We start from the raw sequence: 26,572 nt of genomic DNA, 5'->3' as shown, positions 1-26,572 counted from the left end.
ACGATGCGAGCCGAGCGAGAGGCACGGACCCACCCCCATGAGCAGCACCACCGCCGAATCCGAAGGCGCCCTCGAGACACGCGGCCTTGAGCCCGTTCCGGACGCCGAGCGCACGGGCCGCACCCGCGAGCTGTTCCCCACCTGGGTAGCGGCGAACATCAGCGTCCTTCTGCTCACCATGGGCGCGGGCCTGATCGTCTCCAACGGCCTGAACTTCTGGCAGGTCCTGGTCGTCGCGCTCGTCTCCCCCCTGCTGAGCTACGGCATGGTCGGCCTGATCTCCATCTCCGGCAAGCGCGGCGGCTCCCCGGGCATGACGCTCTCGCGCGCGGTCTTCGGCCAGCGCGGCAACCTCTTCCCCGGCGCACTGATCTGGGTCGCCCGCTGGGGCTGGGAGACGATCAATGCCGTCACGGGCGCCTACGCGATCATCACGGTCCTTGACATCTGCTTCGGCGTGGAGTCGAGCACCTGGCTGACCGTCGTCACGCTCGTCGCCTTCGTCGCCTGTACGTTCCTGATCAGCGGCCTGGGCCGCAAGATCCTGCACATCTGTAGCACGTGGTCGACGTACGCCTTCGGCGCGTTCAGCGTGCTCGTGCTGATCTACCTCATCGCCGAGGCCGACTGGTCCGCCGTCTTCGACCAGCCCGCGGGCTCCACCGCGATGATGGTCGCGGGCGTCGGCACGATCGCCGCGGGCGGCATCAGCTGGGTCCCCACCGGCCCCGACTTCACCCGCTACCTCCCGCGGAACGCCTCGAACAAGCCGCTGGTGGGCCACGCGGTCGGCGGGGCCGCCATCGTGGTCGTCCCGATGGTCCTGATGGGCGCCGTCATGGCGGTCTCCGCGCCGAAGCTCTCCACCGCGCAGGACCCGGTCTCCTTCCTCGGCTCGCTGCTCCCGACGTGGATCGCGGTGCCGTACCTGATCATGGCCCTGGTCGGCATGCTGCTGATCAACTCGATGTCGATGTACTCCGCGGGCTTCACCGCCATGACGCTCGGCATCAAGGTCCCGCGCGCGTGGGCGGTCAGCGTGAACGCCGTCATCAGCCTGATCTTCGGCTACATCCTGATGAACGTGGCGACGAGCTTCATGGGCTCGTTCATCTCCTTCCTCACGCTGCTCGCGGTCGCGTTCTCCGCCTGGATCGGCGTCTTCGGCATCGACATGCTGCGCCGCACGACGTACGACGGCGAGGCCCTGATGGACACCAAGCGCACCAGCGCCTACTGGTACAAGGCCGGCTTCGCCTGGCAGGCCATGACGGCGTGGGCGGTCGCCCTGATCGTGGGCCTGCTCTTCACCAAGGTCGACTGGTTCAGCGGCCCGCTCGCCACGTCCTGGATCGGCCGCCACGGCCTGGGCTGGCTGGCCACGATCCTGATCGCCGCCGCGCTCTACGCGCTCCTGCCGAGGACCCCGCTCGTCGAGAAGGACGCGGCGGCCACGGGCGGCGAGGGCGAGAGCGAGCTGGTCTCCGCCTGAGCCGGAGCCGGAAAAGCGCCCGACGACGTGCCGGGCAAGGCGCCTGATCCGCGCCAACTTCCGTACGAGGCTACCCTTGTGACATCACGTCAGCTAACGTCCCCCTTCGCCGCCCACGCACGGTGAAGGGGGACGTTTCCCATGCCCGCCACAGTCGTACGGTTCAACCTCGTCGATCCCGCGGGGACGCCCGCCTCGCTCAGTGAGCGCTACAGGACCGCGCTGGAGATGGCCGCGTACGCGGACGACCGCGGCATCTCCACCATCCAGACCGAGGAGCACCACGGCGTCGAGAACAACTGGCTGCCCTCGCCCCTCGCCTTCGCGGGCGCCGTCTTCGGCGCGACGCGGCGCATCGCGGTGACGGTGTCCGCGGTCATCGGCCCGCTGCACGACCCGATCCGGCTCGCCGAGGACATCGCCGTACTCGACCTGCTGAGCGGCGGCCGCCTGGTCACCGTGGCGGGGATCGGCTACCGGCCCGAGGAGTACGAGCGGGCGGGCGTCGACTTCAAGAGCCGCGGCAAGCTCCAGGACGAGCTTCTGGAGACGCTGCTCAAGGCCTGGACGGGCGAGCCCTTCGCCTACCGCGACCGCACGGTGCGCGTCACCCCGCGCCCCTTCACCCAGCCGCATCCGATGCTGCTGGTCGGCGGATCGTCGAAGGCGGCGGCACGGCGCGCGGCACGGCTCGGCCTGCCGTTCTTCCCGAGCGCGCACCTGCCCGACCTGGAGGCCTACTACCGGGAGCAGCTCGCGGAGCACGGCACCGAGGGCTGGACGATGATGCCCGCCGCCGAGACGCCCCTGCTGCACATCGCCGACGACCCCGACCGCACCTGGGCCGAGCACGGCGAGCACTTCCTGCACGAGGCCCGCACCTACGCGTCCTGGCAGTCCAAAGACATCCGCTCAGCCGTGAAGTCGGCGGCCACCACCGTCGAGGAGCTGCGCGCGGAGGGCGTCTACCGCGTCCTGACGCCCGAGGAGTGTGTGACGTACGCGAAGGGCGACACCGGCAACCTGATCCTGCACCCGCTGGTCGGCGGGATGCCCGTCGACGAGGGCTGGCGCAGCCTGCACCACTTCTGCGAAAACGTACTGCCCCGGCTGAAGGACAAGTGAGCACGAGTCCTTGAGCCGGGGCAGCTTCCTGATGAGGAGGGGGCAGCGGGGTGTTAGCCCATCTCCTCCAGGGCCTTGCCCTTCGTCTCCTTGACGAACTTCATGACGAAGGGGATCGAGATCGCGGCGAAGGCGCCGTAGATGATGTACGAGCCGGTCAGGGACCACTCGGCCATGCTCGGGAAGGTCTTGGTGATCGCGAAGTTGGCGAGCCACTGCGCGGAGGCGGCCACACCGAGCGCGGCGGCGCGGATCCGGTTGGGGAAGATCTCGCCGAGCAGCACCCAGACCACCACGCCCCAGGACAGGGCGAAGAAGAGCACGAAGGCGTTGGCGGCGATGATCGCGGTCAGGCCCTGCGCGTTGGGCAGCGAGACGTTGTCACCGGAGCCGGTCTTGTACGAGAACGCCCAGGCCATCGTGAACAGCGCGGCGGCCATGCCCGCGGAGCCGATGATGGCCAGCGGCTTGCGGCCGATGCGGTCGACGAAGATCATCGCGATGACCGTGCCGATGATGTTCACGATCGAGGTCTCGAACGAGTACAGGAACGAGCTGGCGGGGTCCTTGCCGATCGACTGCCACAGCTGGTTCGAGTAGTAGAAGATCACGTTGATGCCGACGAGCTGCTGGAAGACCGAGAGGCCGATGCCGATCCAGACGATCGGCAGGAAGCCGACCTTGCCCAGCAGGTCCTTGAAGGACGGCTTGTGCTCCCGGTGCAGGCCGTGCTCGATCTCGGCGACGCGCGCGTCCAGGTCGATGGTGTGGCCCTCGACCTCGCCGAGGACCTTCTTGGCCTCGGCGTCACGGCCGGCCGAGACCAGGAAGCGCGGCGACTCCGGGATGATGAAGGACAGCAGGCCGTAGAGCAGCGCGGGGACGACCATGACGCCGAGCATCCACTGCCAGGCCTCCAGGCCCGCCAGCTTGCCGCGCTGGTCGCCGTCGGCCATGTTCAGGATGCCCCAGTTGACCAGCTGGGAGACCGCGATGCCGATGACGATCGCGGCCTGCTGGAACGAGGCGAGGCGCCCGCGGTAGGCGGGCGGCGCGACCTCGGCGATGTAGGCCGGGCCGATCACCGAGGCCATGCCGATGCCGACGCCGCCGATCAGGCGCCACATCGTGAGGTCCCAGGCCGCGAAGGGCAGGGCCGAGCCGACGGCGCTCGCCGCGAAGAGCACGGCGGCGATCTGCATACAGCGGATGCGGCCGATGCGGTCGGCGACGCGTCCGGCGACGGCGGCACCCACAGCACAGCCGAGGAGCGCGGTGGCGATGATCCAGCCGAGCGTGTCGGCGTCGACGTCGAAGCGGTGCTGGATGGCGACGGTCGCGCCATTGATCACCGAGCTGTCGTAGCCGAAGAGGAAGCCACCCATCGCGGCGGCCGCCGTAATGAAGATGACATGGCCGAGATGGTCCGGGTGGGCCTCTCTGGCTCCGGACTGTGGCGCCTGCGATGTGCTGGTCACGTGTACTCCTCGGGCCACCGGCTGCACTGCCGGGGGTGGGGGCGAGCTCTTCAAGTGGCGCACAACTTCACGCCGCCCACCACCTGAAGGTAAAAGCAACGTTGCAGAGACTATGCCTTCAAGTTTCGAAGTCAATAGGGGGGCGGGTGCGTATTTTGAGGCGCACCAAGAGTGATTTCGTTCAAGTCTTGAAGCGTCGAAGCGAGGGGCTAGCGGAGCCGCTGGCTGATGACCTTGGAGACGCCGTCGCCCTGCATCGAGACGCCGTACAGCGCGTCCGCGACCTCCATCGTGCGCTTCTGGTGCGTGATCACGATGAGCTGCGAGGCCTCCTGAAGCTCCTGCATGATGCGGATGAGCCGCTGGAGGTTGGTGTCGTCGAGCGCCGCCTCGACCTCGTCCATCACGTAGAACGGACTGGGCCGCGCCTTGAAGATCGAGACGAGCAGCGCGACGGCCGTCAGCGACCGCTCGCCGCCCGAGAGGAGCGAGAGCCGCTTGACCTTCTTGCCCGGCGGCCGGGCCTCGACGTCCACACCCGTGGCGAGCATGTTGTCGGGATCGGTCAGGATGAGCCGCCCCTCGCCGCCGGGGAACAGCCGCGAGAAGACGCCCTCGAACTCCCGGGCCGTGTCCCGGTAGGCCTCGGTGAAGACCTGCTCGACGCGTTCGTCGACCTCCTTGATCACCTGGAGCAGGTCGGCCCGCGTCTTCTTCAGGTCTTCCAGCTGCTCGCTGAGGAACTTGTGCCGTTCCTCCAGCGCCGCGAACTCCTCAAGGGCCAGCGGGTTCACCTTCCCGAGCTGCTGATACGCCCGTTCGGCCGACTTGAGCCGCTTCTCCTGCTCGGCGCGGACGAACGGCACCGGCCTGTTGCGCGGGTGCTCCGGGTCCTCGGGCAGCTCCTCACCCTCGGCGGGGGGCGAGGGCGGCACGGGCTGGTCGGGGCCGTAGTCGGCCACGAGCCCCGCCGGTTCCACACCGAGTTCCTCCAGCGCCCTGGCCTCCAGCTGCTCGATCCGCAGCCGCTTCTCGGCACCGAGTACCTCACCGCGGTGGACCGAATCCGTCAGCTTGTCGAGTTCCGCCTTCAGATCGCGGCCCCGGTTGCGCTCGGCGGCCAGCTCCCGCTCCCGCACCTCCTTGGCGCGCTCGGCCGCGGTGCGCTCCTCACCGGCGCGTACGAGGGAGACCTCGACATGCGCGAGCAGCTGCCGCCCACCGGAGGCGACGGCCTCGGCGACGGCCGCCTCGTGGCGCAGCCGCGCCGCGCGCCGCTCGGCACGCGCGCGTGCCTCACGTTCGGCGCGCGCGGCCCGGTCCAGGGAGTCGGCCCGCCCCGCGAGCCCCTTCACCCGTTCCTCGTGCGTACGTGCCTGGAGCCTGGCCTCCATCTCGGTCTGGCGGGCGTTGGCCCCGTCGGCGGCGAGTCGGTCGCGCACCGAGGTGTCGGGCTCCTCCTCCCCTCTTTCCCCGGCGGGAGCTGCCTCCTCCGCCACGGCGAGCCGCTCGGCCAGCTCCTCGGCCTCCTCGACCGCCCGGTCCAGCGCCTCCTGCGCCTTGGCCGCGGCGGCCGCGGACCGCTCGGCCTCGCCCGAGGCACCCCGCGCCTGCCCCGCCAGCCGCCCCAACTGCTGCGCCACGGACGACTTCTCGCGGTCGGCGGCCCTGCGCTGCTCCCCCAACTCCTCTACGAGCGCGGCGCATTCCTTGCGCCGCTCCCCCGCCCGCTCCTGCTCCTTGGCCAACTCCTCGCAGGTGACGGCCAGTTCGGCCAGTTCGGCCGCGGCCTCGTCGACGGAGGCCTGCACCTCCAGCAGGCTGGGCGCGCCGGCGGACCCGCCCTGCGCGAAGTGCGCCCCGAGCAGATCGCCCTCCGCGGTGACGGCGGTCAGCTCCGGGTGGGCGTAGACGAGGGCCTCCGCGTCCTCCAGCGTGCCTACGACGACGATCCCGCGCAGCAACCGCCGCACGGCGGGCATCAGCTCATCGGGCCCCCGCACGAGATCCGCGGCGTGGGGCGGACCCTCGGCGCGCTTCGGCTGTAGGTCGTCCGGGGCGCCGCCGAGCAGCAGCGCCGCACGGCCCGCGTCCTGTTTGCGCAGGCGCCGGATCGCCTCGGCGGCCGTGCTCGGCCCGTTCACGGCGATCGCGTCGGCGGCGGCGCCGAGCGCGGCCGCGACCGGCACCTCGTAGCCGGGTGCGACGGTGAGCAGACCCGCGGCGGGGCCGAGGAGTCCCGTCAGCTGATCCCCGGCGCCCAGCAGCGCCCCGGTGCCGTCCTTGCGCCGCAGTCCGAGGGCGAGCGCGTCGTGCCGGGCGGCGACCGCGGCCCGCCTGCGCTCGGCGGCGGTGGCCGCCTCCCGTGCCGCGGTGAGCGCGGCCTCGGCCTGTGCGAGGTCCCGCTTGGCCGCGTCGTGCCGCTCGCCCAGCAGCGCGTCGTCCGTGTCGAGCCCGTCGACCTCGGCCTTGAGCTGCTCGTACTCCTCCTGCGCGGCGACCGCGCGCTCAGTGGCCTCGTCGCGGGCGAGGGCGAGCCGTTCGATCTCCGCCTGGGCGGAGGCGGCACGCGAACGGGCCGCGTTCACCTGGCCGCCGAGGCGAGCCAGCCCTTCACGCCGGTCGGCGATGGCCCGCGCCACGTCCTTGAGTCGGCGCTCCTCGACCGCCAGCTGGCGCTCCAGCTCGGCCCGGTGGGCGATCGTGTCGTCCAGCGCGTGCTCGGCGGCCTCCAGCGCGGCCGCCAGCTCGGCCTCCTGCTCCCGGATGCGCGCGGCCTCGCGCTCCATGTCCTCGGGATCGCGTCCGCGCCGCTCCTCGGGGGGCGCGGCGGTGGCGCTCTTGACGCGGGCGTCGGCCAGGGAGACGGTGCCGCGCACCCGCTCGGCGAGCTGCGACAGCTCGTACCAGGTCTGCTGGGCCCGTTGCAGGCGCGGGGTGAGGCGTCGTACCTCGTCCTCCAGCCGCGCCTCGCGTTGCTGGGCGGCCCTCAGCTCGGCCTCGGCGCGGTCCTTGCGCTCCTTGAGGGCGGCCTCGTCGGCGACCTCCGCGTTCAGTGCCTCGCGCAGCCGTACGAGGTCGTGGGCGAGCAGGCGCAGGCGGGCGTCGCGCAGGTCGGCCTGGATGACGGCGGCCCTGCGTGCCACGGCGGCCTGCCGTCCGAGCGGCTTCAGCTGGCGGCGCAGTTCGTCGGTGAGGTCCTGGACGCGCGCCAGATTGGCCCGCATCGCGTCGAGCTTGCGCAGCGCCTTCTCTTTGCGCTTGCGGTGCTTGAGAACGCCCGCCGCCTCCTCGATGAAGGCACGGCGTCCCATCGGATCGGCGTGCAGTACGCCGTCGAGCTGGCCCTGGCCGACGATGACGTGCATCTCGCGGCCGATGCCGGAGTCGGAGAGCAGTTCCTGGATGTCGAGGAGGCGGCAGGTGTCGCCGTTGATCTGGTACTCGCTGCCGCCGTTGCGGAACATGATCCGCGTGATGGTGACCTCGGCGTACTCGATGGGGAGCGCGCCGTCGGAGTTGTCGATGGTGAGGGAGACCTCGGCGCGGCCGAGCGGGGGCCGCCCGGTGGTGCCGGCGAAGATGACGTCCTCCATCTTGCCGCCGCGCAGCGACTTGGCGCCCTGCTCCCCCATGACCCAGCTGAGCGCGTCCACGACATTGGACTTGCCGGAGCCGTTCGGGCCGACGACGCAGGTGATGCCGGGTTCGAACTTCAGTGTCGTGGCCGACGCGAAGGACTTGAATCCGCGCAGGGTCAGGGCCTTGAGATGCACGCCGTCGGACTCTACCTTTCACTGACCGTTTCACCGATGAAGGTGCAGGGCACATCAGACGGTAAAGGAAGCGGCGTACGTGCGAGTACGGGGGAGTAAGCGGGGCGAGAGCAAGAAAGAAGGGACGCCGAAGCGTCCCTTGCAGATCTGGAGACAGCGGCTGACAGGACAGCCTGACCACGTGCTTATTACGAGGCGCCTTTAAAGGAAGGCCCTGGTGTGTGCTTCATCAAGGGTGGTCAGGTGAGCGCAGGCTCCGCCTGGGGTACGTCGATGCTCTCCATGAGCGATTCGTGAGAAGCGGCAGCCGCGAGCGCGTCGTTCTCCTGCTGGATCCGAACCAGCTCGGATTCCAGGTCCTGGACGCGCTGCTGGAGCCGTCGCATCTCGGCGAGGAGTCGCGGGTCGCTGCCGCCGACGTAACCGAGAAGCGCCTTTGCCATGATGGATGGTCCTCCACAATGAGTGACCGACCGAAGCGGTGCGGTGTGGGTCGTGAGGGAATCGCACCCGCGGTGTCTGGCACTCTTTGTTTTGCTGGTCTTGCTGGCCGTTCTCACATGCCAAACAGCTAAGGTGCGCGGGGCTTCCAGAGTCTCACCAAAAAGTTTGACGGTCAACACGATCACGCCCCGCATTGGCGGGCGACCCGGGGGCGCGCGGCCTGGGAACGGGCGGCGCTGCTTCTCCTGCGGGGCCCTGGGGGCGTGGAGATCATCCTTACCTGGGGAGCCTGCCACGACAAGCCGTTCTTGGCAACCACCAGGTCTTTTCTGCCTCGGGCAGTTGCCTGGGACACCGGACCGAGCCGTCGCCGTACCCGTCTGGTGACGTCCGACCGGGTCACCGTCAGCGAATGGCGAAGCTCTCGTATATGCCACGTGGTGTGTCCCAGATCTCGGTGACCCCGTCGACGCGTCCGGGTGTGTCGCCCTCGCGAAGCCAGTCGAGCAGCGCCTGGCAGCCGGCCCGGGGCCCTTCGGCGACCACTTGCACGCGGCCGTCCTCCAGATTGAGAGCAAAACCACTCAGGCCGCCGATCTCCAGCGCCTTGGCCCGGGTGAACCAGCGGAAACCCACAGCCTGCACGCGTCCGCGCACCCAGGCGGTGAGTCGTACGTCTTCGTTCATGGGTGCACGCTAACCGGCCAATTGCCCTGGGAGCACTTCGCCCCCATAGGCCATCGCGTACAGTCGCGACTCGATAAGCCTCACTCATACGGGTGAGTCACATGATCATAAACGTTGATCATAAAGATCGTGGAGAACGAAAGGCCAGGAGATGGGACGCCACCGACGCTCCGGTGCCGGGCGGGCCGCCGCGACCCCCGAGAACCATCCGGGGACGGTGTCGCACCGCCGCAGGAGCCGGGCCTCCGCTCCGGTGCGCACGGGTCTGCTCGGTGTCTCCGCCGCCGTCGCGATGGGCGCCGTCGCGGTCGCGTCGGGTGTGCTGCCCGGCAGTGACGGCTACCGCCTCGACAGTGGCGGCGAGCCCGGCACGGTCCAGTCCGCGAGCGCCCCCGCCGGGGTGGACGCCCAGGGCGGCGCGGGCGCTGACGCCGACCGCCCCGAGCCCTCGCCGAGCCGTGGCACCGGCCGCTCCGAGGCTCCGGAGCCCACCCCTTCCAAGGCCGCCCCGAAGCCGTCGAGGACGCCCTCCCAGAAGCCGTCGCCCCCGGCGCCGAAGCCGGAGGAAAAGGGGAAGGACGACGGCGAAAGCGCCGAGAAGCCGGCGCCGCCTCCTTCCCGTGCGCCCGAGGAGAAGCCCAAGGCTCCCCCGGCGAGCCCGCAGGCACCGTCCGGCGAGAGCGCGGCCGAGGCCGCGGTGCTCACGCTGGTCAACGAAGAGCGGGCCAAGGTCGGCTGCCGCCCGCTGACCGCCGACAGCAGGCTCGCCGCACTGGCGGGCCGCTTCAGCGTGGACATGGCCGAGCGCGGCTTCTTCGCCCACACCGATCCGGACGGCGCGACTCCGTGGGACCGCGCCGAGAAGGCCGGCATCACGGACCTGGGCGGCGAGAACATCGCCCGCGGCCAGGCCGACGCCCAGTCGGTGATGGACGCCTGGATGAGCAGCCCCGGCCACCGCGCCAACATCCTCAACTGCGACTACAAAACCCTGGGCGTCGGCGCGCACTTCGCGCCGGGCGGCCCGTGGTGGACGCAGGACTTCGGCTTCTGACACCTTCTCCTCCACAGCGCTAACTCGTGGTAAGCGCTGTGGAAGAGTAGGGTTTCCGCATGGATTCCTCTGACCTGGCGTACGACGTGTTCTCCCGGCAGTGCCCCTCGCGCAGCACGCTGGAGCACGTCACGGGACGCTGGGGCGCGCTCACGCTCGGGGCGCTGTACGACGGCACGTTCCGTTTCAACGAACTGCGTCGCCGCGTCGACGGCGTGAGCGAGAAGATGCTCTCCCAGACCCTGCACGCGCTGGAGCGCGACGGCCTGGTGCTGCGCGACGCCCAGCCGACCAACCCGCCGCGCGTGGACTATCAACTCACCGCGCTGGGGCGGGAGATCGCCGAGCGCCTGCTTGCCTTGATCCGCTGCGTGGAGGGCCGCCAGGACGAAGTCCTCCAGGCGCGGGAGCGCTACGACGCCACGCGCGGCGGCCTCTGACAGCGCGGGCAGAAGTAGCTGGACCTGTTCATCCAGGGGCGGCGGCGGATCGCCGTGCCGCAGCGGCGGCAGGGCTGGTCCTCGCGGCCGTAGGCGTCCAACGACCGCTCGAAATAACCTGATTCGCCGTTCACATTGACGTAGAGGCTGTCGAAGCTGGTGCCCCCGACGGCGAGCGCCGCGTTCATCACGTCCCGTACGTGGCCGAGGAGTTCGGCCGTGCGCGGGCGGGTGAAGGTGGCGGTGGGCCGCTCGTAGTGCAGCCGTGCGCGCCAGAGCGCCTCGTCCGCGTAGATGTTGCCGACGCCGCTGATCAGCGACTGGTCGAGCAGGGCCCGCTTGATCGTCGTACGGCGGCGGCGCAGCGCGAGATGGAAGGCGTCGTCGTCGAAGGCGTCGTCGAGGGGGTCGCGCGCGATGTGCGCGATCACGTCCGGAAGGCCGTCGGCGGTGTTGTCGTGCAGCGAGAGTCCGCCGAAGGTCCGCTGGTCCACGAAGCGCAGCTCGGTGCTCTGGACGTCGTCGAAGCCGACGCGGATCCGCAGATGCTTCTCGTCCGGCGCGTCGTGCGGCTGCACCAGGAGCTGGCCGCTCATGCCGAGGTGGGCGAGGATCGACTGCCCGGAGTCGGCGAGCGGCAGCCACAGATACTTGCCGCGCCGCTGGGCGAGCCCGATCCGGTGCCCCTTCAGCCGGGCGCCGAAGTCCTCACCGCCCGCGAGGTGGCGCCGTACGGCACGCGGATGCAGCACCCGCACATCGGCGACGACCCGCCCGCTGACCCAGCGCTCCAGGCCACGCCGGACGACTTCGACTTCGGGCAACTCAGGCATGGTCTCCTCCAGCACGATGCCGGCCGCCCCGGGAGGGGGCGACCGGCATCAAAGGATAGGCGGCCGTCAGACCGAGGGGGTGTCGGCGTTCCCCTCGGGCTGCGCGGCAGCTACAGCGGCCTGCGCCGCCTTCGCCCGCTCGTCCGCCGCGGCGCGAATCGCACGCCATGCGGACTCGGCGGCCTGCTGCTCCGCTTCCTTCTTGCTGCGGCCGGTGCCGGTGCCGTACGAGACGCCTCCGACGCGGGCGGCAGCAGTAAAGGTCTTCTCGTGGTCGGGGCCGCTCTCCGTGACGAGGTACTCGGGCACGCCGAGGCCCTCCGTCGCGGTCAGCTCCTGGAGACTGGTCTTCCAGTCCAGGCCCGCGCCCAGGTTCGAGGACTTTTCGATCAGCGGGTCGAAGAGCCGGTGTACCAGCTCACCCGCCGCGTCCAGACCCTGGTCCAGATAGACCGCGCCGATCACCGCTTCCAGGGTGTCGGCGAGGATGGATGCCTTGTCCCGGCCACCCGTGCCCTCTTCGCCCCGGCCGAGCCGGATGAAGGAGCCGAGTTCGAGGCCGCGGCTGACCTCCGCCAGCGCACGCGAATTGACCACCGCGGCCCGCAACTTGGCCAGCTGGCCTTCGGGCAGGTCGGGGTGGGTGCGGTACAGCGTGTCCGTGACGACGAGACCGAGCACGGAGTCCCCGAGGAACTCCAGACGCTCATTCGTCGGCAGGCCGCCGTTCTCGTACGCGTACGAACGGTGGGTCAGCGCACGCACCAGAAGGGCGGACTCGAGCTTGTACCCGAGCCGCCCTTCCAGAAGCGTGTGGGACGAGGCCGTTGTCTCCGCCAATTTCTTGGCGTCTTCCGCCTTCTTGGGGCTAGACACGGTGCCTCTCACCAGCCGCTCAGACCTCGAGGACCTGGCGCTTGTTGTAGGTGCCGCAGCTCGGGCACGCGATGTGCTGCTGCTTGGGCTCCTGGCAACGCTCACACGAAACCAGGGTGGGGACCGCAGCCTTCCACTGCGACCGGCGGTGGCGCGTGTTGCTGCGCGACATCTTCCGCTTCGGAACAGCCACGGCTACTTCTCCTGCTTCTCGTCGACGCCCGCTTCGCCAGCGCCGCTCATCTCGTCCTTCTCGCCGTCCTGGATGGTCCCGGCGAGTCCCTGCAATGCCGCCCAACGAATGTCGACGGCGTCATGGTGGTGGTCCGGGTCGTCCGCGAGCCGCACCCCGCACTGGGAGCACAAGCCCGGACAGTCGTCCTGGCACACCGGCTGCATCGGCAGTGCGAGCACCACCGCATCACGCAGCACAGGCTCGAGGTCGAACATGCCGTCCTCGAGAAAGAGCCTGCTCTCGTCTTCCTCGGCGTCGTCGGCCGGCTCCGCGGTGCGGCCCCGGTCGTCGGCGTCAGGGTACGAGAACATCTCCTGGAAATCCGCGTCGAGCTCCAGCTCTAGCGGCTCCAGACACCTTACGCACTCCCCCTCGGCCGATGCACGGGCGGTGCCTGTGACAAGCACCCCTTCCATGACCGACTCAAGGCGGATCTCCAGCTGGACCGGGGCGCCCTGCGGCACTCCGATGACCCCTTCGATACCGAAGGGGCTCGGCGGACCGGGCGCCTCGATCTCACGGGTCAGCCGTTGCAGCGCACCGGGACGCCGACCCAGCTCGTGCGTGTCGAACACGAGAGGGTTGCGGTGGTCAAGGCGAGCACTCAGGGCTTTTCCTGCTTTCGAATCCTGGAAGTCCATAAGGAGGGGGCCGCCTCATCCCGTGCCCCAGATGCGAGGCCTGGGTGGGCAGCCGAAGTCGCGGACGTATGCGCGACCGAAGAGCCAGGATACTTGACCTTTCGCTCTCGGCCCAATCCGGTCCTGGCCCGCCCTCAGCGCCCCTGCTCGTACCGGCGCAGCTGCTCGGCGCTGATCATGGTCGTGTCGAAGAGGCTGGCCTCCTCCAGCACCGCGGGCGCCTCGTACGGGGGCTGCTGCGGCTCCTGCGACTGCTGGGGCTGCTCGTAGCTCTGCTGGGCGTACCCGTACTGGTGCTGGTCCTGGTGCTGGTACGCGTAGGGGTCCTGCTGGCCGTACGGCTGCTGGTAGGCGTACTGGTCCTGCTGCTGGTACCCGTACGGGTCGGGCTGGTGCTGGGGCTGCTGGGGCTGCTGCTGCGCGTACGCGGGCTGCTGGGCCGGGACCGGCGGGGCCTGCGGCGGCTGCTGCGGGGGCGCCGGGGCGGCGGCCGGTCCCGCGAGGTCCGCGAGGTACTCCGCGTCGGTGGTGTGCCCCTGCGGGGCGGCGGCATCGCCGAGGGCGCCCAGCTCGTCGGCCGGGGCGCGGCCGTGCAGGGTCTGGCGGCCGCGGCCGACCGCCTCCAGGGTCTTGGCGAGGACCGCCTCGAAGGCGCCGAGCTTGGCGTCCACGTACGCGTCGGCGTTGCGGCGGAGCGTCTCGGGGTCGTGGCTGCGCTCGGGGGCGTCCTCGTCCTCGTACCCGTTCTCATCGAGACCAGGGCCGGTGCCGAGGAGCTTCTCGCGGCCGCGGCCGACCGAGCCGAGGGTCTTGGTGAGGACGACCTCGAAGTTGGCGAGCTTGCTGTCCACGTAGTCGTCGGCCTCGATACGGACCTCCTCGGCGGCCTGGCGGGCCTCGGCGAGGATGCGCTCGGCCTCGCCCTGGGAGCGGCGGGCCACCTCCGTGTCGGAGATCAGGGAGCCGCGCTCGGCGTGCGCGGACTCGATGATCCGCTCGGCCTCCTGGCGGGCCTGCTCGACCAGCTGCTCGCGGCCGCCGATCAGCTCCTGGGCCTGTGCGAGGGAGCCGGGCAGGGCCTGGCGCACCTCTTCGAGCATCGAGAGCAGATCGGCGCGGTTGACCACGCACGAGGCCGACATGGGCATGGACCGGGCGCTGCCGACCGCCTGGACGATCTCGTCGATCTTCTTCTGCACGTCCACCGTGTGCTCGCCACTCTCTACAGCTGGTTGGGAGACGGACGGGACGACTGTAAGGCCGACGGGCGCCCGCCCGACACCGGATGACGGGCTGTCAGCGGATCGGCTGAAAGGTCACTTCTTGCCCAGGCGTTCGACGAGTGCCTCGTGGACCACCGGCGGCAGCAGGTGGGCGACGTCGCCGCCCCAGGCGGCGACCTCCTTGACCAGCGAGGAGGAGAGGAAGCTGTAGGTGGGATTGGTCGGGATGAACAGCGTCTCGACGCCCGAGAGGCCGTTGTTCATCTGGGCCATCTGGAGTTCGTAGTCGAAGTCGCTGACCGCGCGCAGGCCCTTGACGATGGCCGGGATGTCGCGCTGCTTGCAGAAGTCGACGAGGAGGCCGCGGAAGGACTCGACCTCCACGTTGCCGAAGTCGGCCGTGACCTGGCGGATCAGGTCGATCCGCTCCTCGATCTCGAACAGGCCCTTCTTCGACTGGTTGATCATCACCCCGACGTGCACGACGTCGTACAGCTTGGAGGCGCGGGCGATGATGTCGAGGTGTCCATTGGTGATGGGGTCGAAAGACCCCGGACAGACGGCGCGGCGCAACGTGAGTCCCTCGCTCTCCGGTCCGGTCATGGCGCGATCACTGAGTCGTCGCACGTAGAGGCGGCGCGACCGTACCAAAACGTTCCCTCGCCGTAGCGACGGGACCTGAGGGGCTCGAAACCCTCCGGCCAGCCGAATTCTCCGCCTCTTGTACTGCGTTCAACGGTGACGAGCGCATCCTCGGTGAGCCAGCCCTCCGAGCGGAGTGTGAGCAGTATCTCCCGAAGATCGTCATCGCTGACGGCGTACGGCGGATCGAGGAAGACCAGGTCGTACGGCGCGGTGGGCGCCCCCTGCTGGACGATCTGGGCGGCTTTGCCCGCCCGTACCTCGGCGCCGGGCAGGGCGACCGCCTTCACGTTCTCCCTGATGGTGCGGGCGGCCCTGGCGTCCGCCTCGACGAGCAGGGTGTGCGCGGCGCCCCGGGAGAGCGCTTCGAGGCCCACGGCGCCGGAGCCCGCGTACAGATCGAGCACGCGCGCCCCGTCGAGCGTGCCCTGGAGGGCCTGCCAGGTGGAGAAGAGGCCCTCGCGCGCGCGGTCGGACGTGGGGCGGGTGCCGTTCCCTGGCGGGACGGCGAGGCGCCGTCCGCCGGCCGCACCGGCGATCACGCGGGTCATCTGAGTCCTTCTGCTTGGGCGGTGGTCCCTCCACGATATGGCGTACGGGGCGTCAGCCCTTGTCGAGGTACTGCTCGCGCTCGGCGTCGAGCAGGGCGTCCAGGGCGGTGCGCAGCTCCGGCAGGTGCTCCAGGGCGGGGTCCTTGGCGACGACCGTGACGGCCTCCTCGCGGGCGGCGGCGATGATCTCCTCGTCCTCGATGACCGCGAGCATGCGCAGGGAGGAGCGCACCCCCGACTGGGCCTGGCCGAGCACATCGCCCTCGCGGCGCTGCTCCAGGTCGATGCGGGACAGCTCGAAGCCGTCGAGGGTGGAGGCGACGGCGCCCAGGCGGGCGCGGGCGGGGCTCGCCTCGGGCATGTCGGTGACCAGCAGGCACAGCCCGGGGGCCGAGCCCCGGCCGACGCGGCCGCGCAGCTGGTGCAGCTGGGAGACGCCGAAGCGGTCGGCGTCCATGATGACCATGGCGGTGGCGTTCGGGACGTTCACCCCGACCTCGATGACCGTCGTGGCGACCAGGACCTGGGTCTCGCCGGCGGCGAAGCGGCGCATCACGGCGTCCTTGTCGTCGGGCTGCATGCGGCCGTGCAGGACCTCGACCCGCAGGCCGCTCAGGGGTCCCCGGGCGAGCTGCTCGGCGACGTCGAGGACGGCGAGCGGGGGCCGCTTCTCGGCGGCGGCCTCTTCCTCCGTCTTCCCCTTGGCCTTCTTGGGGTCCTCCTCCTCGTCGCCGATGCGCGGGCAGACCACGTACGCCTGGTGGCCCTTCTCCACCTCTTCGCGCACGCGCTCCCACGCGCGGGCGAGGAAGTGGGGCTTGTCCTGGGCGGGCACGACATGGCTGGCGATCGGCGAGCGCCCGGCGGGGAGCTGGTCCAGGACGGAGGTCTCCAGGTCTCCGAAGACCGTCATCGCCACCGTGCGGGGAATGGGCGTGGCCGTCATGACCAGCAGGTGCGGGGGCTGCTTGCCCTTGCCGCGCAGGGCGTCGCGCTGCTCCACGCCGAAGCGGTGCTGCTCGTCCACGACGACCAGGCCGAGGTCGTGGAACTGCACCTTGTCCTCGATCAGCGCGTGGGTGCCGATGACGATGCCGGCCTCGCCGGTGACCAGGTCGAGCAGGGCCTGGCGGCGCGCGGCGGTGCCCATGGAGCCGGTGAGCAGCGTGACCTTGGTGGCCTGCTCCGCGCCGCCGAGCATCCCGCCCTCGGCCAGCTCGCCCATCATCTCGACGATCGAGCGGTGGTGCTGCTGGGCGAGGACTTCGGTGGGCGCCAGCATGGCGGCCTGCCCGCCCGCGTCCACGACGGCGAGCATGGCGCGCAGGGCCACCATCGTCTTTCCCGATCCGACCTCGCCCTGGAGGAGCCGGTGCATCGGGTGCTCGGTCGCGAGGTCGTCGAAGATCTCCTTGGAGACCTTCTGCTGGCCCTCGGTGAGGGTGAAGGGCAGCTTGGCGTCGAAGGCGTCGAGGAGGCCGCCGTCCTTGGGCCTGCGGGCGACGGCGGGCAGTTGCGCGTCCGCGTACCGCCGCCTGGCCAGGGCTACTTGGAGGACGAACGCCTCGTCCCACTTCAGGCGGTCGCGGGCGGTGGCGATGTCCGCCTTGGAGTGCGGCCGGTGGATCTTCAGAAGCGCTTCGGGGAGCGGGATCAGGGCGCGGCCCTCCCTGAGGGCGGGCGGCAGCGGGTCGAGGGCCTCCTGGGCGCTGGGCAGGACCGTCTCGACGGACTTGGCGATCTTCCAGGACTCCAGCTGCTTGCAGGCCGGGTAGATCGGGATGAGCGCGCCCGCCCAACTGTCCACCGCGTCCGGGTCGCCGCCCCGCAGCAGTTCGTACGCGGGATGGGCGAGCTGGAGGCGGTGGTTGAAGACGGAGACCTTGCCCGCGAACATCGCGCGGGTGCCGGGCAGCAGGTCCGTGTGCGGCTTGTGGACGCCGCGGCCGAAGAAGACCAGGCGCAGCTCGCCGCTGCCGTCGGTGATGGTGACTTCGAGGCGCTGGCCCTGGCCGCGGGGCGCCTTGGACGACGCGAAGGTGTGCAGGCGCGCGCTCGCGACCTGGGCGACCACCGTGACGTGCTCGTCCAGGGGGAGGTCGGCGAGGCGGGTCAGCTCGCCCCGCTCGGCATACCGCCGGGGGTAGTGGTGCAGGAGGTCGCCGACCGTGTGCAGGTCGAGGTGCTCGGCCATCACCTTCGCGGTGGCGGGACCGACCACTTTCTTCAGGGGTTCTTCGAGCGCAGGCACGAGATCCATTGCACACCACGCCACTGACAATCCGCCGCAGGTCCCCCGAACCGCTGGTCAGCGGGGCTACTCCACGCCGATCAGCATCAGCGCCGCCTGGCGGCCGCCGCGGTAGACGACCGTGTCGACGGCGAGATACGTCTCGCGTACGTGCTTCTCCAGCCGCCCGGCGACGGCGTCGGGCACGGACTCGCCGAGTACGAGCGTGACCATCTCGCCGCCCGCCGAGAGCATGCGGTCGAGGACCGAGGTGGCGGTGTGGGCGACCTCCGAGCCGATCACCGCGACGTCGCCGTCGATGAGGCCGAGGACGTCGCCGGCCTGGCAGATGCCCGCCATGGTCCACGACTGGCGCTCGGCGACGGCCAGTTCGCCGTAGCGGGTCGCGCCGGCCGCCGAGGTCATGGCGACGACGTCCTCGTCGAAGCGGCGGTCCGGCGCGTGCACGGCGAGGGCCGCGATGCCCTGGACCGCGGAGCGGGTGGGGATCAGGGCGACGCGCACGCCTTCCGTCCTGGCCTGTTCCGCCGCGGCGGCGGCGGTGTGGCGCAGCTCGGCGTCGTTGGGCAGGAGCACCACTTCGCGCGCGTGCGCCCGCCGGATGGCGTCGACCAGCTCGCCGCTCGCGGGCGGCTCCCCCACGCGCGTGGGGACGGTGGTCGCCCCGGCCTCGGCGTACAGCTCGGCGAGGCCTTCTCCGGGCACGACGGCGACGATGCCTCTCTGCGTACGTTCGCGGGGAGGCTGCGCGGTGGTGTGCGCGTCGCCCGCTCCGAAGTGGGTGATGCGGATGCGGTGCGGCCTGCCCGCCTCGACGCCCGCCTCGACGGCGGCTCCCGCGTCGTCGACGTGGACGTGGACGTTCCAGAGCCCGTCGCCGCCGACCACGACGAGCGAGTCGCCCAGCCGGTCGAGCCGGGCCCGCAGCCGGGCGACCGCGCTGTCGTCGGCCTCCAGGAGGTAGATCACCTCGAAGGCGGGCCCGCCGCTCTCCGCCGGCAGGTCCTCGCACTCGGCGTCCTCCACGCGCGCGTGGCTGTTGTCGGAGGGCTTGCGGGACACCGTCTCGCCGGACAGGGCCCCCACGAGCGCCCCGAGCACCGCGACGAGGCCGCGTCCGCCCGCGTCCACCACCCCCGCGCGCCCGAGGACCGCGAGCTGCCCGGGCGTCGCGTCGAGAGCCGCGCAGGCGCCGTCGTACGCGGCCCTGGCCACCGTCCCGCAGTCGGCGTCCCCGGCCTCCTCTGCCGCCGCTGCCGCCGCGGTGGCCACCGTCAGGACGGTGCCTTCGACCGGGTGCGCGACCGCCTCGTACGCGGACTCCGCGGCCCGTCGCAGTGCCCGCTCCAGGGTCCGTCCGTCGGCGTGATCTGCCTCACTGGCAGCCTTACTGGCAGCCTCACTGGCACTCTCGCGGCCGGAGTCGACAGAGCCATCGGGGCCGCCGAGGACCTGAGCCATGCCCCGCAGGAGCTGCGAAAGGATCGTGCCCGAGTTCCCGCGGGCCCCGATGAGCGCCCCGTGCGCCATCGCGCGCACGGTCTGCGCCAGTGAGGGGAGGGCCGGGTCGTGCCCGGTGAAGGCCGCGTCGACGGCCTGGGAGGCCGCCTCCACGGTCAGGTAGAGGTTCGTTCCGGTGTCCCCGTCCGCGACCGGGTAGACGTTGATGGAGTCGATCTCCTCGCGGGCCCTGCCGAGGGCGTCCAGAGCCAGTCGGCACCAGGCGCGCACCGCGACCGCGTCGAGGTTCTGCGGCACCTGTTCGCCTCCTTGACCATCCGGAATGGACGCAGCGTAGACCCGGGGTGAACACGGGGCCCGGGGCGGGGGCCGGGCGAGTCATGGTAGTTTCGTTGTACCGAAGCAGTCGTTGTATGCTGCTCCGGTTGCCCGATACTCATCGGGACATTCCTCCTGGCAACGCCACTTCGATCATTGCACTGATCTCGGCATGCCGGGATTAACCGTAAGTGCATCTGAAGTCTTTGGAGTGACCCGTGGCTGCCAACTGCGACGTCTGCGGCAAGGGGCCGGGCTTCGGCAACAACATCTCGCACTCGCACCGCCGTACGCCCCGTCGCTGGAACCCGAACATCCAGCGTGTGCGTGCCGTGGTGAGCGGGACGCCGAAGCGGCTCAACGCCTGCACCTCGTGCATCAAGGCCGGCAAGGTCTCGCGCTGACGTCAGCGCGGCCACCTAGCTGGTTGCTGAATCAGCCGGTTCCCCTTCGGGGGAGCCGGCTTTTTCGTATGCCCGCGCGCGTGGGCGCCTGGCAGAATCCGGCGGTGCGCTTCGGCATCCTCGGCCCCCTCGACATCCGCTCCCGCGACGGCCTCCCCGTGGACCCCGGCGGGCCGCGCCCCCGCGCGCTGCTGACCCTGCTGCTCCTGGACGCGGGCCGTGCCGTCTCCCGGGAGCGGCTGATCCATGGGCTCTACGGGGACGAGCCGCCGACAGGCGCGTCGAACGCCCTTCAGTCGCAGATCTCCCGGCTGCGCAGGCGTCTGGGTCTTGAGATCGAGGCCGTCCCGCCGGGCTACCGCCTCGCCGTCTCCCCCGAGGACGTCGACCTCCACCGCTTCGAGCGGCTCTCCCGTGAGGGGCGCCGCGCGCTCGGCTCCGGGGACCCTCGCGGCGCCGCCGCTCTCCTGGGGGAAGCGCTCGGCCTGTGGCGGGGGCCCGCCGTCGCCGATCTTCCGGACGCCCTCGGTCTCGTGGCCCGCCTCGACGAGCTGCGGCTGGCCGCCGTACAGGACCGCGTCGAGGCGGATCTCGCGCTGGGCGGCGGCCACGGCCTCGTGCCGGAGCTGCGGGAGCTGATCGCCGGGCACCCGCTGAGCGAGCGGCTGCACGCCCAGCTGATGCGGGCGCTCCACGCGTCGGGGCGGACCGCGGAGGCGCTCACCGCCTACGAGGACGCGCGCCGCGTCCTCGCCGACGAGCTGGGCGCCGACCCCTCCGCCGAGCTGTCCGCGCTCCACCTGGAGCTGCTCCAGGGCCAGGAGCCGGCCCGGCAGCGGGGTGTGCCCGCGCAGCTGACCCGGTTCATCGGGCGGGCCGACGAGCTGACGCGGATCGGCGCCCTGCTGACCGGGGCGCGGCTCGTGACGCTGACCGGACCGGGCGGCGCGGGCAAGACGCGGCTGGCCATCGAGGCCGCCAGGGCGCTGCCCGACGTCTGCTACGTAGAGCTGGCCCCGCTGGCCGACGGGGCCCAGGTGACGTACGCGATCCTCTCCGCGCTCGGGGTGCGCGACGGTTTCCGCGCGGCGGGCGGTGACACCACCGAGCGGCTGCTGTCCGCCCTGCACGGCCGTGAGCTGCTGCTCGTCCTGGACAATTGCGAGCACCTGATCGACGAGGCGGCCCGGGTCGCCGCGCTCCTGCTCGGGGCCTGCCCCGGGGTGCGTGTCCTTGCCACCAGCCGGGAGGGGCTCGGGATCACCGGCGAGGTCCTGTGGGCGGTGCCGCCGCTGGCCGCCGAGCCCGCGGCGCGGCTCTTCGCGGACCGGGCGGCCGCCGTACGGCCCGACCTGGAAAGCCCCGCCGACGGGGACGGCGTACGGCTCGTCGGGGAGATCTGCGCGGCCCTCGACGGGCTCCCGCTCGCCATCGAGCTGGCCGCCGCCCGGCTGCGCACCCTCACCCTGGACGAGCTGGCCGCCCGCCTCGGCGACCGCTTCCGGCTGCTCTCGCGGGGCGACCGCACGAAGGCGCCCCGGCACCGCACCCTGCACGCGGTCGTCGAGTGGAGCTGGGAGCTGCTCGACGACGAGGAGCGGGAGCTGGCCCGGCGGCTCACGGTGTTCTCCCAAGGCGCCACCCCGGAGGCCGTGCAGGCCGTCTGCGGGGTCCCGTATCCGGAGGACCTGCTCGCCTCGCTCGCGGAGAAGTCGTTCCTGGACGTGGCCGACGGGCGGTACGGCATGCTGCGGACCATTCACGCGTTCTGTGCCCGGCAGCTGTCCGACGCGGGCGAGGAGGACCGGCTACGGGATGCTCACGCCAGGTACTTCCTGGACCTCGCCGAGCGCGCCGAACCGCGGCTGCGCGGGCGCGAGCAGCTGCCGTGGCTGGCGAGGCTCGCTGCCGAGCGCGGCAATCTGGACGCCGCGCTGCGCCACCTGACCCGCGCCGACCCGCGGGGCGGGCTGCGGATGATGGCGGCGCTCTCCTGGTTCTGGCGGCTGCGCGGCCTCTACGGAGAGCGCACGGTCCTGGCCCGCGACCTGCTCGACGCGGTGGGCTCCGAACCTCCGGAGGGGCTCGGCGAGGAGTACGTCCTGTGTGTGATCAACACGATCGCCGGTGACGGCGCCGACCCCGCGGAACCGGACCGCCTCGCGCGCGCGGACGGTCTGCTGGCGGCGCTTGCGGGGCCTTTGCGGCTGCCGTACCTGGTAGTGCTCTGGTCGGTGGCGGGCGGGCCCGCGCGCGCCATGGAGGACCGGGTGCGGTCCCAGGTCGGCGACCACCCCTGGGGGGTGGCCCTCCTCGACCTCGGGCAGGGCTTCCAGGAACTGTTCGCGGGCCGCGCCGACGCGTCCGAAGCGGCGTTCACCCGCGCTCTCGCGGGCTTCCGTACGACCGGTGACCGCTGGGGCATGGCCAACTGCCTGGATCCGCTGGGGATGTTCGCCGACTGGCGTGGCGAGCGCGATCTGGCTCTTCGGCGCCTGGACGAAGGCCTTACGCACGTAGGCGAGTTGGCGGCGCCCGAGGAGACCGCCGATCTGCTGCACCAGCGCGGCACGGTCCTGCTGCACGCCGGTGACTTCGAGGCGGCCGCCGCGCACTACACGCGCTCCGCCGCCCTCGCCCGCGCCACGGGCGTGCCCGACAAGGTGGCGACCGCGCGGCGCGGCCTCGGGGACGTGGCGCGGCTGTCCGGGGACACGGCACGCGCGCGTGAGCACTACGAAGCGGCTCTGGAGGCGTGCGCCGCCAACTGGTTCAGCCTGGGGCAGAGTGTGCGGATCCTGGTGGGCCTCGGCCGTACCGCGCTCGCCGAGTCCCGCCCGGAGGAGGCCGCCGACTGGCTCGGGCAGGCCCGCGGCCTCGCCTCGGGCACCGGTGAACTGGCCGAGGTCGCCGAGGCGCTGGCGGCCGTCGCGGCCGGCCCGGAGGACGCCGCCAGGCTCCTCGGTGCCGCCCACGGCCTGCGCGGCACGCTGATCGCCGGCGACCCCGACGTCGTACCCGTAGAGCGGTCCGCGCGCGAGCGGCTGTCTCCGGAGGCGTACGACAAAGCCTTCGGACAGGGCCGGGAGCTGCGGTCAGCGGCGGTGCGGGAGGCGGTAAGCGAACGGTAGGCGGACGGTCAGCGGCGGCCTCGAAGCTTCCTGGCATGACGACAGCGACGCACACCACACGGACCCCCGCCCACAGCCTCGCCCATCTGAACGTCCTGATCTCCGGCGCCAGCGTCGCGGGCCCGGCTCTGGCCCTGTGGCTCTCCCGCTACGGAGCGCGCGTCACCGTCCTGGAGAAGGCGCCCGCCCTGCGCGAGGGCGGCTTCGCCGTCGACTTCCGTGGCGACGTGCACCGCACCGTGCTCCGGCGGATGGGCATCTGGGGCGAGGTCCACCGCCGCCAGACGCACATGGGCCGACAGACCCTCGTCGAGGCCGACGGCAAGGAGCGGGTGGATCTGCCCGCGTTCCTGATGAGCGGCGATGTGGAGATCTTCCGCGGCGATCTCTCCACGATCCTGTACGAGCGCACCCGGGACCACGTGGAGTACGTCTTCGGAGACTCCATCGCCTCCCTGAGCGAGGACTCCGCAGGCATCGACGTGACCTTCGACCACGGCGCGCCCCGCCGCTTCGACCTCGTCGTCGGCGCAGACGGACTGCACTCGAACACCCGCCGTCTGGTCTTCGGCGACGAGGCGCCGTACCTGCGGTTCCTCGGCTACTACGTGGCCGGCTTCCAGATCCCCAACCACCTCGGGCTCGACCGCACCGCCCGCATCTACAGCGAGCCCGGCCGCACCCTCATGATCAGCAACTATGACGGCGACCCCGAGCGGGCGGGCGCGGCCCTGGTCTTCGGGTCCGAGCGGCTCGACTACGACCGCCACGACACCGCCGAGCAGAAGAGGATCCTCGCCCAGAGGTTCGCGGGCCTGGGCTGGACGCACGCGGCGCGGGCCCTGGAAGCCCTTGAGAGCGCCGAGGAGCTGTATTTCGACGCCATCGCGCAGATCCACGTCGACCGGCTCTCCAGGGGGCGTGTGGTGCTCCTGGGGGACGCCGGGTACGGCGCCACGATGGGCGGCATGGGCACGGGCACGGCGCTGGTCGGCGCGTACGTCCTGGCCGGGGAGCTGGCGGCCGCGCGCGGCGACCACCGGGCCGGTTTCGCCGCGTACGAGGCGGAGATCCGCGACTACGCCACGGGCTGCCAGAAGATCTCGGGCAACGCGGGCCCCTTCCTGGCCCCGCCCTCGGAGAAGAAGATCCGCAGCCGCGACCGCGTCTACCGGCTGCTCGGCTCCCGCCTGCTCGCGGGCTTCTTCAAGAGGCTGACGGAGAAGGCCGCGAGCGACCTCGCGCTCAAGGAGTACGTCCTTGAGCCCTCCGCCGCCTACGCCTCCCTGAACCGCCAGCCGTGATCGACCGGGCCGATCCCGCCGCCGAGTGCGAACCCGGCGGCGATCGCCCCGGTCACGTACTCCTTGGCCGCCGCCACCGCCCCCGGCACGCTCTGCCCCTTCGCCAGCTGCGCCGCGATCGCGCTCGCGAGGGTGCAGCCGGTGCCGTGCGTGTGGCGGTTGTCGTGGCGCGGGGCGCGCAGCACGTACTCCTCGGAGCCGTCGGTGAGCAGGTCCACGGCGTCACCCCGCAAGTGGCCGCCCTTGATGAGCACCCACTTCGGGCCGTACGCGAGGACGGCGGCGGCCGCGCGGCGCATTTCGTCCTGAGAGGTGACCTCGATGCCGGTGAGCTGGGTGACCTCGTCGAGATTGGGTGTGGCGACCGTCGCCACCGGCAGCAGCCTCGTCCGTACGGAGTCCAGGGCGGACGCCGCGAGCAGCGAGTCGCCGTGCTTGGAGACGCCGACCGGGTCGACGACGGCGGGCGCGTCCGTGCCCGCGAGCAAGTCGGCGACGGTCTCGACCAGTTCGGCCGACGCGAGCATGCCGGTCTTCACGGCCTGTACGCCGATGTCGTCGACGACGCTGCGGTACTGATCCCGCACCGCCTGGGCCGGAAGCGCCCAAAAGCCCTGCACGCCCAGGGAGTTCTGGGCGGTGACGGCCGTGACGACGCTCATGCCGTGCGTGCCGAGGGCGAGCATCGTCTTCAGGTCGGCCTGGATGCCCGCCCCGCCCCCGGAGTCGGATCCGGCGACGGTGAGCACCCGCGGCGGCGCGGTCACTCGCTCACCCCGGGGCCCGCGTCGCCCGGGTCGGCGTTGTCCCCGAAGTGGTCCCAGCCCTTGCTGGTCCAGGGCGCGCCGTCCACGGTCACCTGGGGCAGGGCCGAGGGGTTGAGGACCTCGCCGATGACCTTCCAGCGGGCGGGCAGCTTCACGTCGGGCGGGAACGTCGCCACGATCGCGTGGTCCTCACCGCCGTTGAGCACCCACTGGAGGGGGTCGACGCCGACGGCCTGGCCGATGTCGTTCATCTGGGAGGGCACGTCGACGCTCCCGGAGCGGATGTCGATGCGCACCTTGCTCGACTCGGCGATGTGCCCGAGGTCGGCGATGAGCCCGTCACTGACGTCCGTCATGGAGGTCGCGCCGAGCCCGGCGGCGGCCGGGCCCGCGTGGTAGGGCGGCTCGGGCCTGCGGTGGGCCTCCACGAAGGCGCGCGGCGAGCGGAAGCCGCGGGAGAGCACCGCGTGCCCGGCGGCGGACCAGCCCAGCCAGCCAGTGACGGCGACGACGTCGCCCGGCTGGGCGCCCGCGCGCGTGACCGGCTCGTGGTTGCGCAGATCACCGAGCGCGGTGATCGCGACGGTGATGGTGTCGCCGCGGACGACATCGCCGCCCACCACGGCCGCGCCGGCGACCTGGCACTCGTCCCTGAGGCCGTCCATCAGCTCGGTGGGCCAGCTGGCGGGCAGCTCGGCGGGCACCACGAGGCCGAGCAGGAGCGCGGTCGGCACGGCCCCCATGGCCGCGATGTCGGCGAGGTTCTGCGCGGCGGCCTTGCGGCCCACGTCGTAGGCGGTGGACCAGTCGCGGCGGAAGTGCCGCCCCTCCAGGAGGATGTCGGTGCTCGCCACGACCCTGCGGTCCGGAGCGGACACGACCGCGGCGTCGTCGCCAGGGCCGAGCCGTACGGCCGGAGTGGAGGTGAGCCGCGAGGTGAGCTCTCTGATGAGCCCGAACTCCCCCAACTCGCCCACGGTTCCCTTCACCGAGTCTCACCATGCCCTTTCACGCCGACCGGTCCCCGGTCGCGAGCCGTCACTGTCGTCGGTACGGTCGACGTGACCGTCGACGTCTGCTGTCCGTCCGCCACGATGTGCGCGCCACAGCCCGCCCGGGTCTCCCCGTGGCGCGCGGCGACGCGGTACCGTGGCGTCCCTTCTCCCCACATGATCCTCGTGGCCGCCCTGGAGGTTCCGTGGTACAGGCGTACATCCTGATCCAGACCGAGGTCGGCAAGGCGTCGACCGTCGCCGAGCTGATCGGCAAGATCCCGGGGGTGATCCAGGCCGAGGACGTGACCGGCCCCTACGATGTCATCGTGCGCGCGCAGGCGGACACGGTGGACGCGCTCGGCCGCATGGTGGTCGCCAAGGTCCAGCAAGTGGACGGCATCACCAGAACCCTGACCTGCCCGGTCGTGCACTTGTAGCCCCCGT

General features: G+C 71.4%; 23 protein-coding genes. 8 read left to right on the top strand and 15 right to left on the bottom strand.

Annotation, left to right across the window (positions count from 1 at the left end):
* Positions 1-37 precede the first annotated feature (37 nt).
* The gene (locus IG54_RS0122955) at positions 38-1,492 is read left to right on the top strand and encodes a cytosine permease (RefSeq protein ID WP_030787554.1); all 1,455 of its coding nucleotides are present in this window, start codon (positions 38-40) and stop codon (positions 1,490-1,492) included.
* Between the two features lie 141 nt (positions 1,493-1,633).
* A complete protein-coding gene (locus IG54_RS0122950; RefSeq protein WP_030787552.1) occupies positions 1,634-2,617 on the top strand; it encodes an LLM class flavin-dependent oxidoreductase in 984 nt (327 codons plus the stop codon).
* A gap of 53 nt (positions 2,618-2,670) precedes the next feature.
* On the opposite strand, the gene IG54_RS0122945 is transcribed toward IG54_RS0122950, so the two are convergent.
* The 4 genes from IG54_RS0122945 to IG54_RS0122930 all read right to left on the bottom strand — a co-directional run bounded on the left by IG54_RS0122945 (position 2,671) and on the right by IG54_RS0122930 (position 9,002).
* Positions 2,671-4,095 (bottom strand): sugar porter family MFS transporter, encoded by a 1,425-nt coding sequence (locus IG54_RS0122945; protein WP_030787549.1) that lies wholly within the window; start codon positions 4,093-4,095, stop codon positions 2,671-2,673.
* Between the two features lie 209 nt (positions 4,096-4,304).
* Entirely contained in the window at positions 4,305-7,871 is a 3,567-nt protein-coding gene (gene smc, locus IG54_RS0122940) for a chromosome segregation protein SMC (protein ID WP_030787546.1), read from the bottom strand.
* Between the two features lie 239 nt (positions 7,872-8,110).
* The gene (locus tag IG54_RS0122935; RefSeq protein WP_030787543.1) at positions 8,111-8,314 is read right to left on the bottom strand and encodes a hypothetical protein; all 204 of its coding nucleotides are present in this window, start codon (positions 8,312-8,314) and stop codon (positions 8,111-8,113) included.
* A 406-nt stretch (positions 8,315-8,720) separates the two neighbouring features.
* A complete protein-coding gene (locus tag IG54_RS0122930) occupies positions 8,721-9,002 on the bottom strand; it encodes an acylphosphatase (protein WP_030787541.1) in 282 nt (93 codons plus the stop codon).
* A gap of 151 nt (positions 9,003-9,153) precedes the next feature.
* On the opposite strand from IG54_RS0122930, the gene IG54_RS0122925 reads away from it, so the two are divergent.
* Complete coding sequence (locus IG54_RS0122925; protein WP_030787536.1) at positions 9,154-10,056, top strand: CAP domain-containing protein; 903 nt, start codon at positions 9,154-9,156, stop codon at positions 10,054-10,056.
* A 59-nt stretch (positions 10,057-10,115) separates the two neighbouring features.
* Complete coding sequence (locus IG54_RS0122920) at positions 10,116-10,496, top strand: winged helix-turn-helix transcriptional regulator (protein ID WP_030787534.1); 381 nt, start codon at positions 10,116-10,118, stop codon at positions 10,494-10,496.
* Here the strand turns inward: IG54_RS0122920 and mutM are convergent.
* The 9 genes from mutM to IG54_RS0122875 form a co-directional block, all read right to left on the bottom strand.
* On the bottom strand, positions 10,469-11,329 hold the full coding sequence (gene mutM, locus IG54_RS0122915) for a bifunctional DNA-formamidopyrimidine glycosylase/DNA-(apurinic or apyrimidinic site) lyase (protein ID WP_030787531.1): 861 nt from the start codon (positions 11,327-11,329) through the stop codon (positions 10,469-10,471). The genes IG54_RS0122920 and mutM overlap by 28 nt on opposite strands.
* A 66-nt stretch (positions 11,330-11,395) precedes the next feature.
* Complete coding sequence (rnc, locus tag IG54_RS0122910) at positions 11,396-12,217, bottom strand: ribonuclease III (RefSeq protein WP_051819815.1); 822 nt, start codon at positions 12,215-12,217, stop codon at positions 11,396-11,398.
* 7 nt (positions 12,218-12,224) lie between these two features.
* Entirely contained in the window at positions 12,225-12,398 is a 174-nt protein-coding gene (gene rpmF / locus IG54_RS0122905) for a 50S ribosomal protein L32 (RefSeq protein ID WP_026165248.1), read from the bottom strand.
* Positions 12,399-12,400: 2 nt separating this feature from the next.
* A complete protein-coding gene (locus IG54_RS0122900; RefSeq protein ID WP_030787519.1) occupies positions 12,401-13,081 on the bottom strand; it encodes a YceD family protein in 681 nt (226 codons plus the stop codon).
* A 134-nt stretch (positions 13,082-13,215) separates the two neighbouring features.
* The gene (locus IG54_RS0122895) at positions 13,216-14,286 is read right to left on the bottom strand and encodes a hypothetical protein (protein ID WP_030787517.1); all 1,071 of its coding nucleotides are present in this window, start codon (positions 14,284-14,286) and stop codon (positions 13,216-13,218) included.
* A 111-nt stretch (positions 14,287-14,397) separates the two neighbouring features.
* A complete protein-coding gene (coaD, locus tag IG54_RS0122890; protein ID WP_199809577.1) occupies positions 14,398-14,877 on the bottom strand; it encodes a pantetheine-phosphate adenylyltransferase in 480 nt (159 codons plus the stop codon).
* Between the two features lie 26 nt (positions 14,878-14,903).
* Entirely contained in the window at positions 14,904-15,497 is a 594-nt protein-coding gene (gene rsmD, locus IG54_RS0122885; protein WP_030787510.1) for a 16S rRNA (guanine(966)-N(2))-methyltransferase RsmD, read from the bottom strand.
* A gap of 52 nt (positions 15,498-15,549) precedes the next feature.
* Positions 15,550-17,757 (bottom strand): ATP-dependent DNA helicase RecG, encoded by a 2,208-nt coding sequence (gene recG, locus IG54_RS0122880; RefSeq protein ID WP_030787505.1) that lies wholly within the window; start codon positions 17,755-17,757, stop codon positions 15,550-15,552.
* A 57-nt stretch (positions 17,758-17,814) separates the two neighbouring features.
* The gene (locus tag IG54_RS0122875; protein ID WP_030787502.1) at positions 17,815-19,506 is read right to left on the bottom strand and encodes a DAK2 domain-containing protein; all 1,692 of its coding nucleotides are present in this window, start codon (positions 19,504-19,506) and stop codon (positions 17,815-17,817) included.
* 239 nt (positions 19,507-19,745) lie between these two features.
* On the opposite strand from IG54_RS0122875, the gene rpmB reads away from it, so the two are divergent.
* The 3 genes from rpmB to IG54_RS0122860 all read left to right on the top strand — a co-directional run bounded on the left by rpmB (position 19,746) and on the right by IG54_RS0122860 (position 24,366).
* On the top strand, positions 19,746-19,931 hold the full coding sequence (gene rpmB / locus IG54_RS0122870; protein ID WP_016642993.1) for a 50S ribosomal protein L28: 186 nt from the start codon (positions 19,746-19,748) through the stop codon (positions 19,929-19,931).
* 104 nt (positions 19,932-20,035) lie between these two features.
* Positions 20,036-23,062, top strand: coding sequence for a BTAD domain-containing putative transcriptional regulator (locus IG54_RS0122865; RefSeq protein WP_030787499.1), 3,027 nt, complete (start codon positions 20,036-20,038; stop codon positions 23,060-23,062).
* 35 nt (positions 23,063-23,097) lie between these two features.
* Positions 23,098-24,366 (top strand): FAD-dependent monooxygenase, encoded by a 1,269-nt coding sequence (locus IG54_RS0122860; RefSeq protein ID WP_030787496.1) that lies wholly within the window; start codon positions 23,098-23,100, stop codon positions 24,364-24,366.
* Here the strand turns inward: IG54_RS0122860 and thiD are convergent.
* Positions 24,339-25,133, bottom strand: coding sequence for a bifunctional hydroxymethylpyrimidine kinase/phosphomethylpyrimidine kinase (thiD, locus tag IG54_RS0122855; protein ID WP_030787493.1), 795 nt, complete (start codon positions 25,131-25,133; stop codon positions 24,339-24,341). The two genes, IG54_RS0122860 and thiD, sit on opposite strands and share 28 nt — an antisense overlap.
* On the bottom strand, positions 25,130-26,122 hold the full coding sequence (locus IG54_RS0122850) for a thiamine-phosphate kinase (protein WP_037897577.1): 993 nt from the start codon (positions 26,120-26,122) through the stop codon (positions 25,130-25,132). Before IG54_RS0122850 ends, thiD begins: the two co-directional genes overlap by 4 nt.
* Before the next feature lie 209 nt (positions 26,123-26,331).
* On the opposite strand from IG54_RS0122850, the gene IG54_RS0122845 reads away from it, so the two are divergent.
* Positions 26,332-26,565, top strand: a complete 234-nt coding sequence (locus IG54_RS0122845; RefSeq protein WP_030787487.1) for an Lrp/AsnC family transcriptional regulator — start codon at positions 26,332-26,334, stop codon at positions 26,563-26,565.
* Positions 26,566-26,572 lie beyond the last annotated feature (7 nt).

It is taken from the genome of Streptomyces sp. NRRL S-920 (genome assembly GCF_000717945.1).
Classification (GTDB): Bacteria; Actinomycetota; Actinomycetes; order Streptomycetales; family Streptomycetaceae; genus Streptomyces; species Streptomyces alboniger.
The sequence above is the reverse complement of the archived record's forward strand: the minus strand, read 5'-3'. Positions and strand labels throughout refer to the sequence as shown.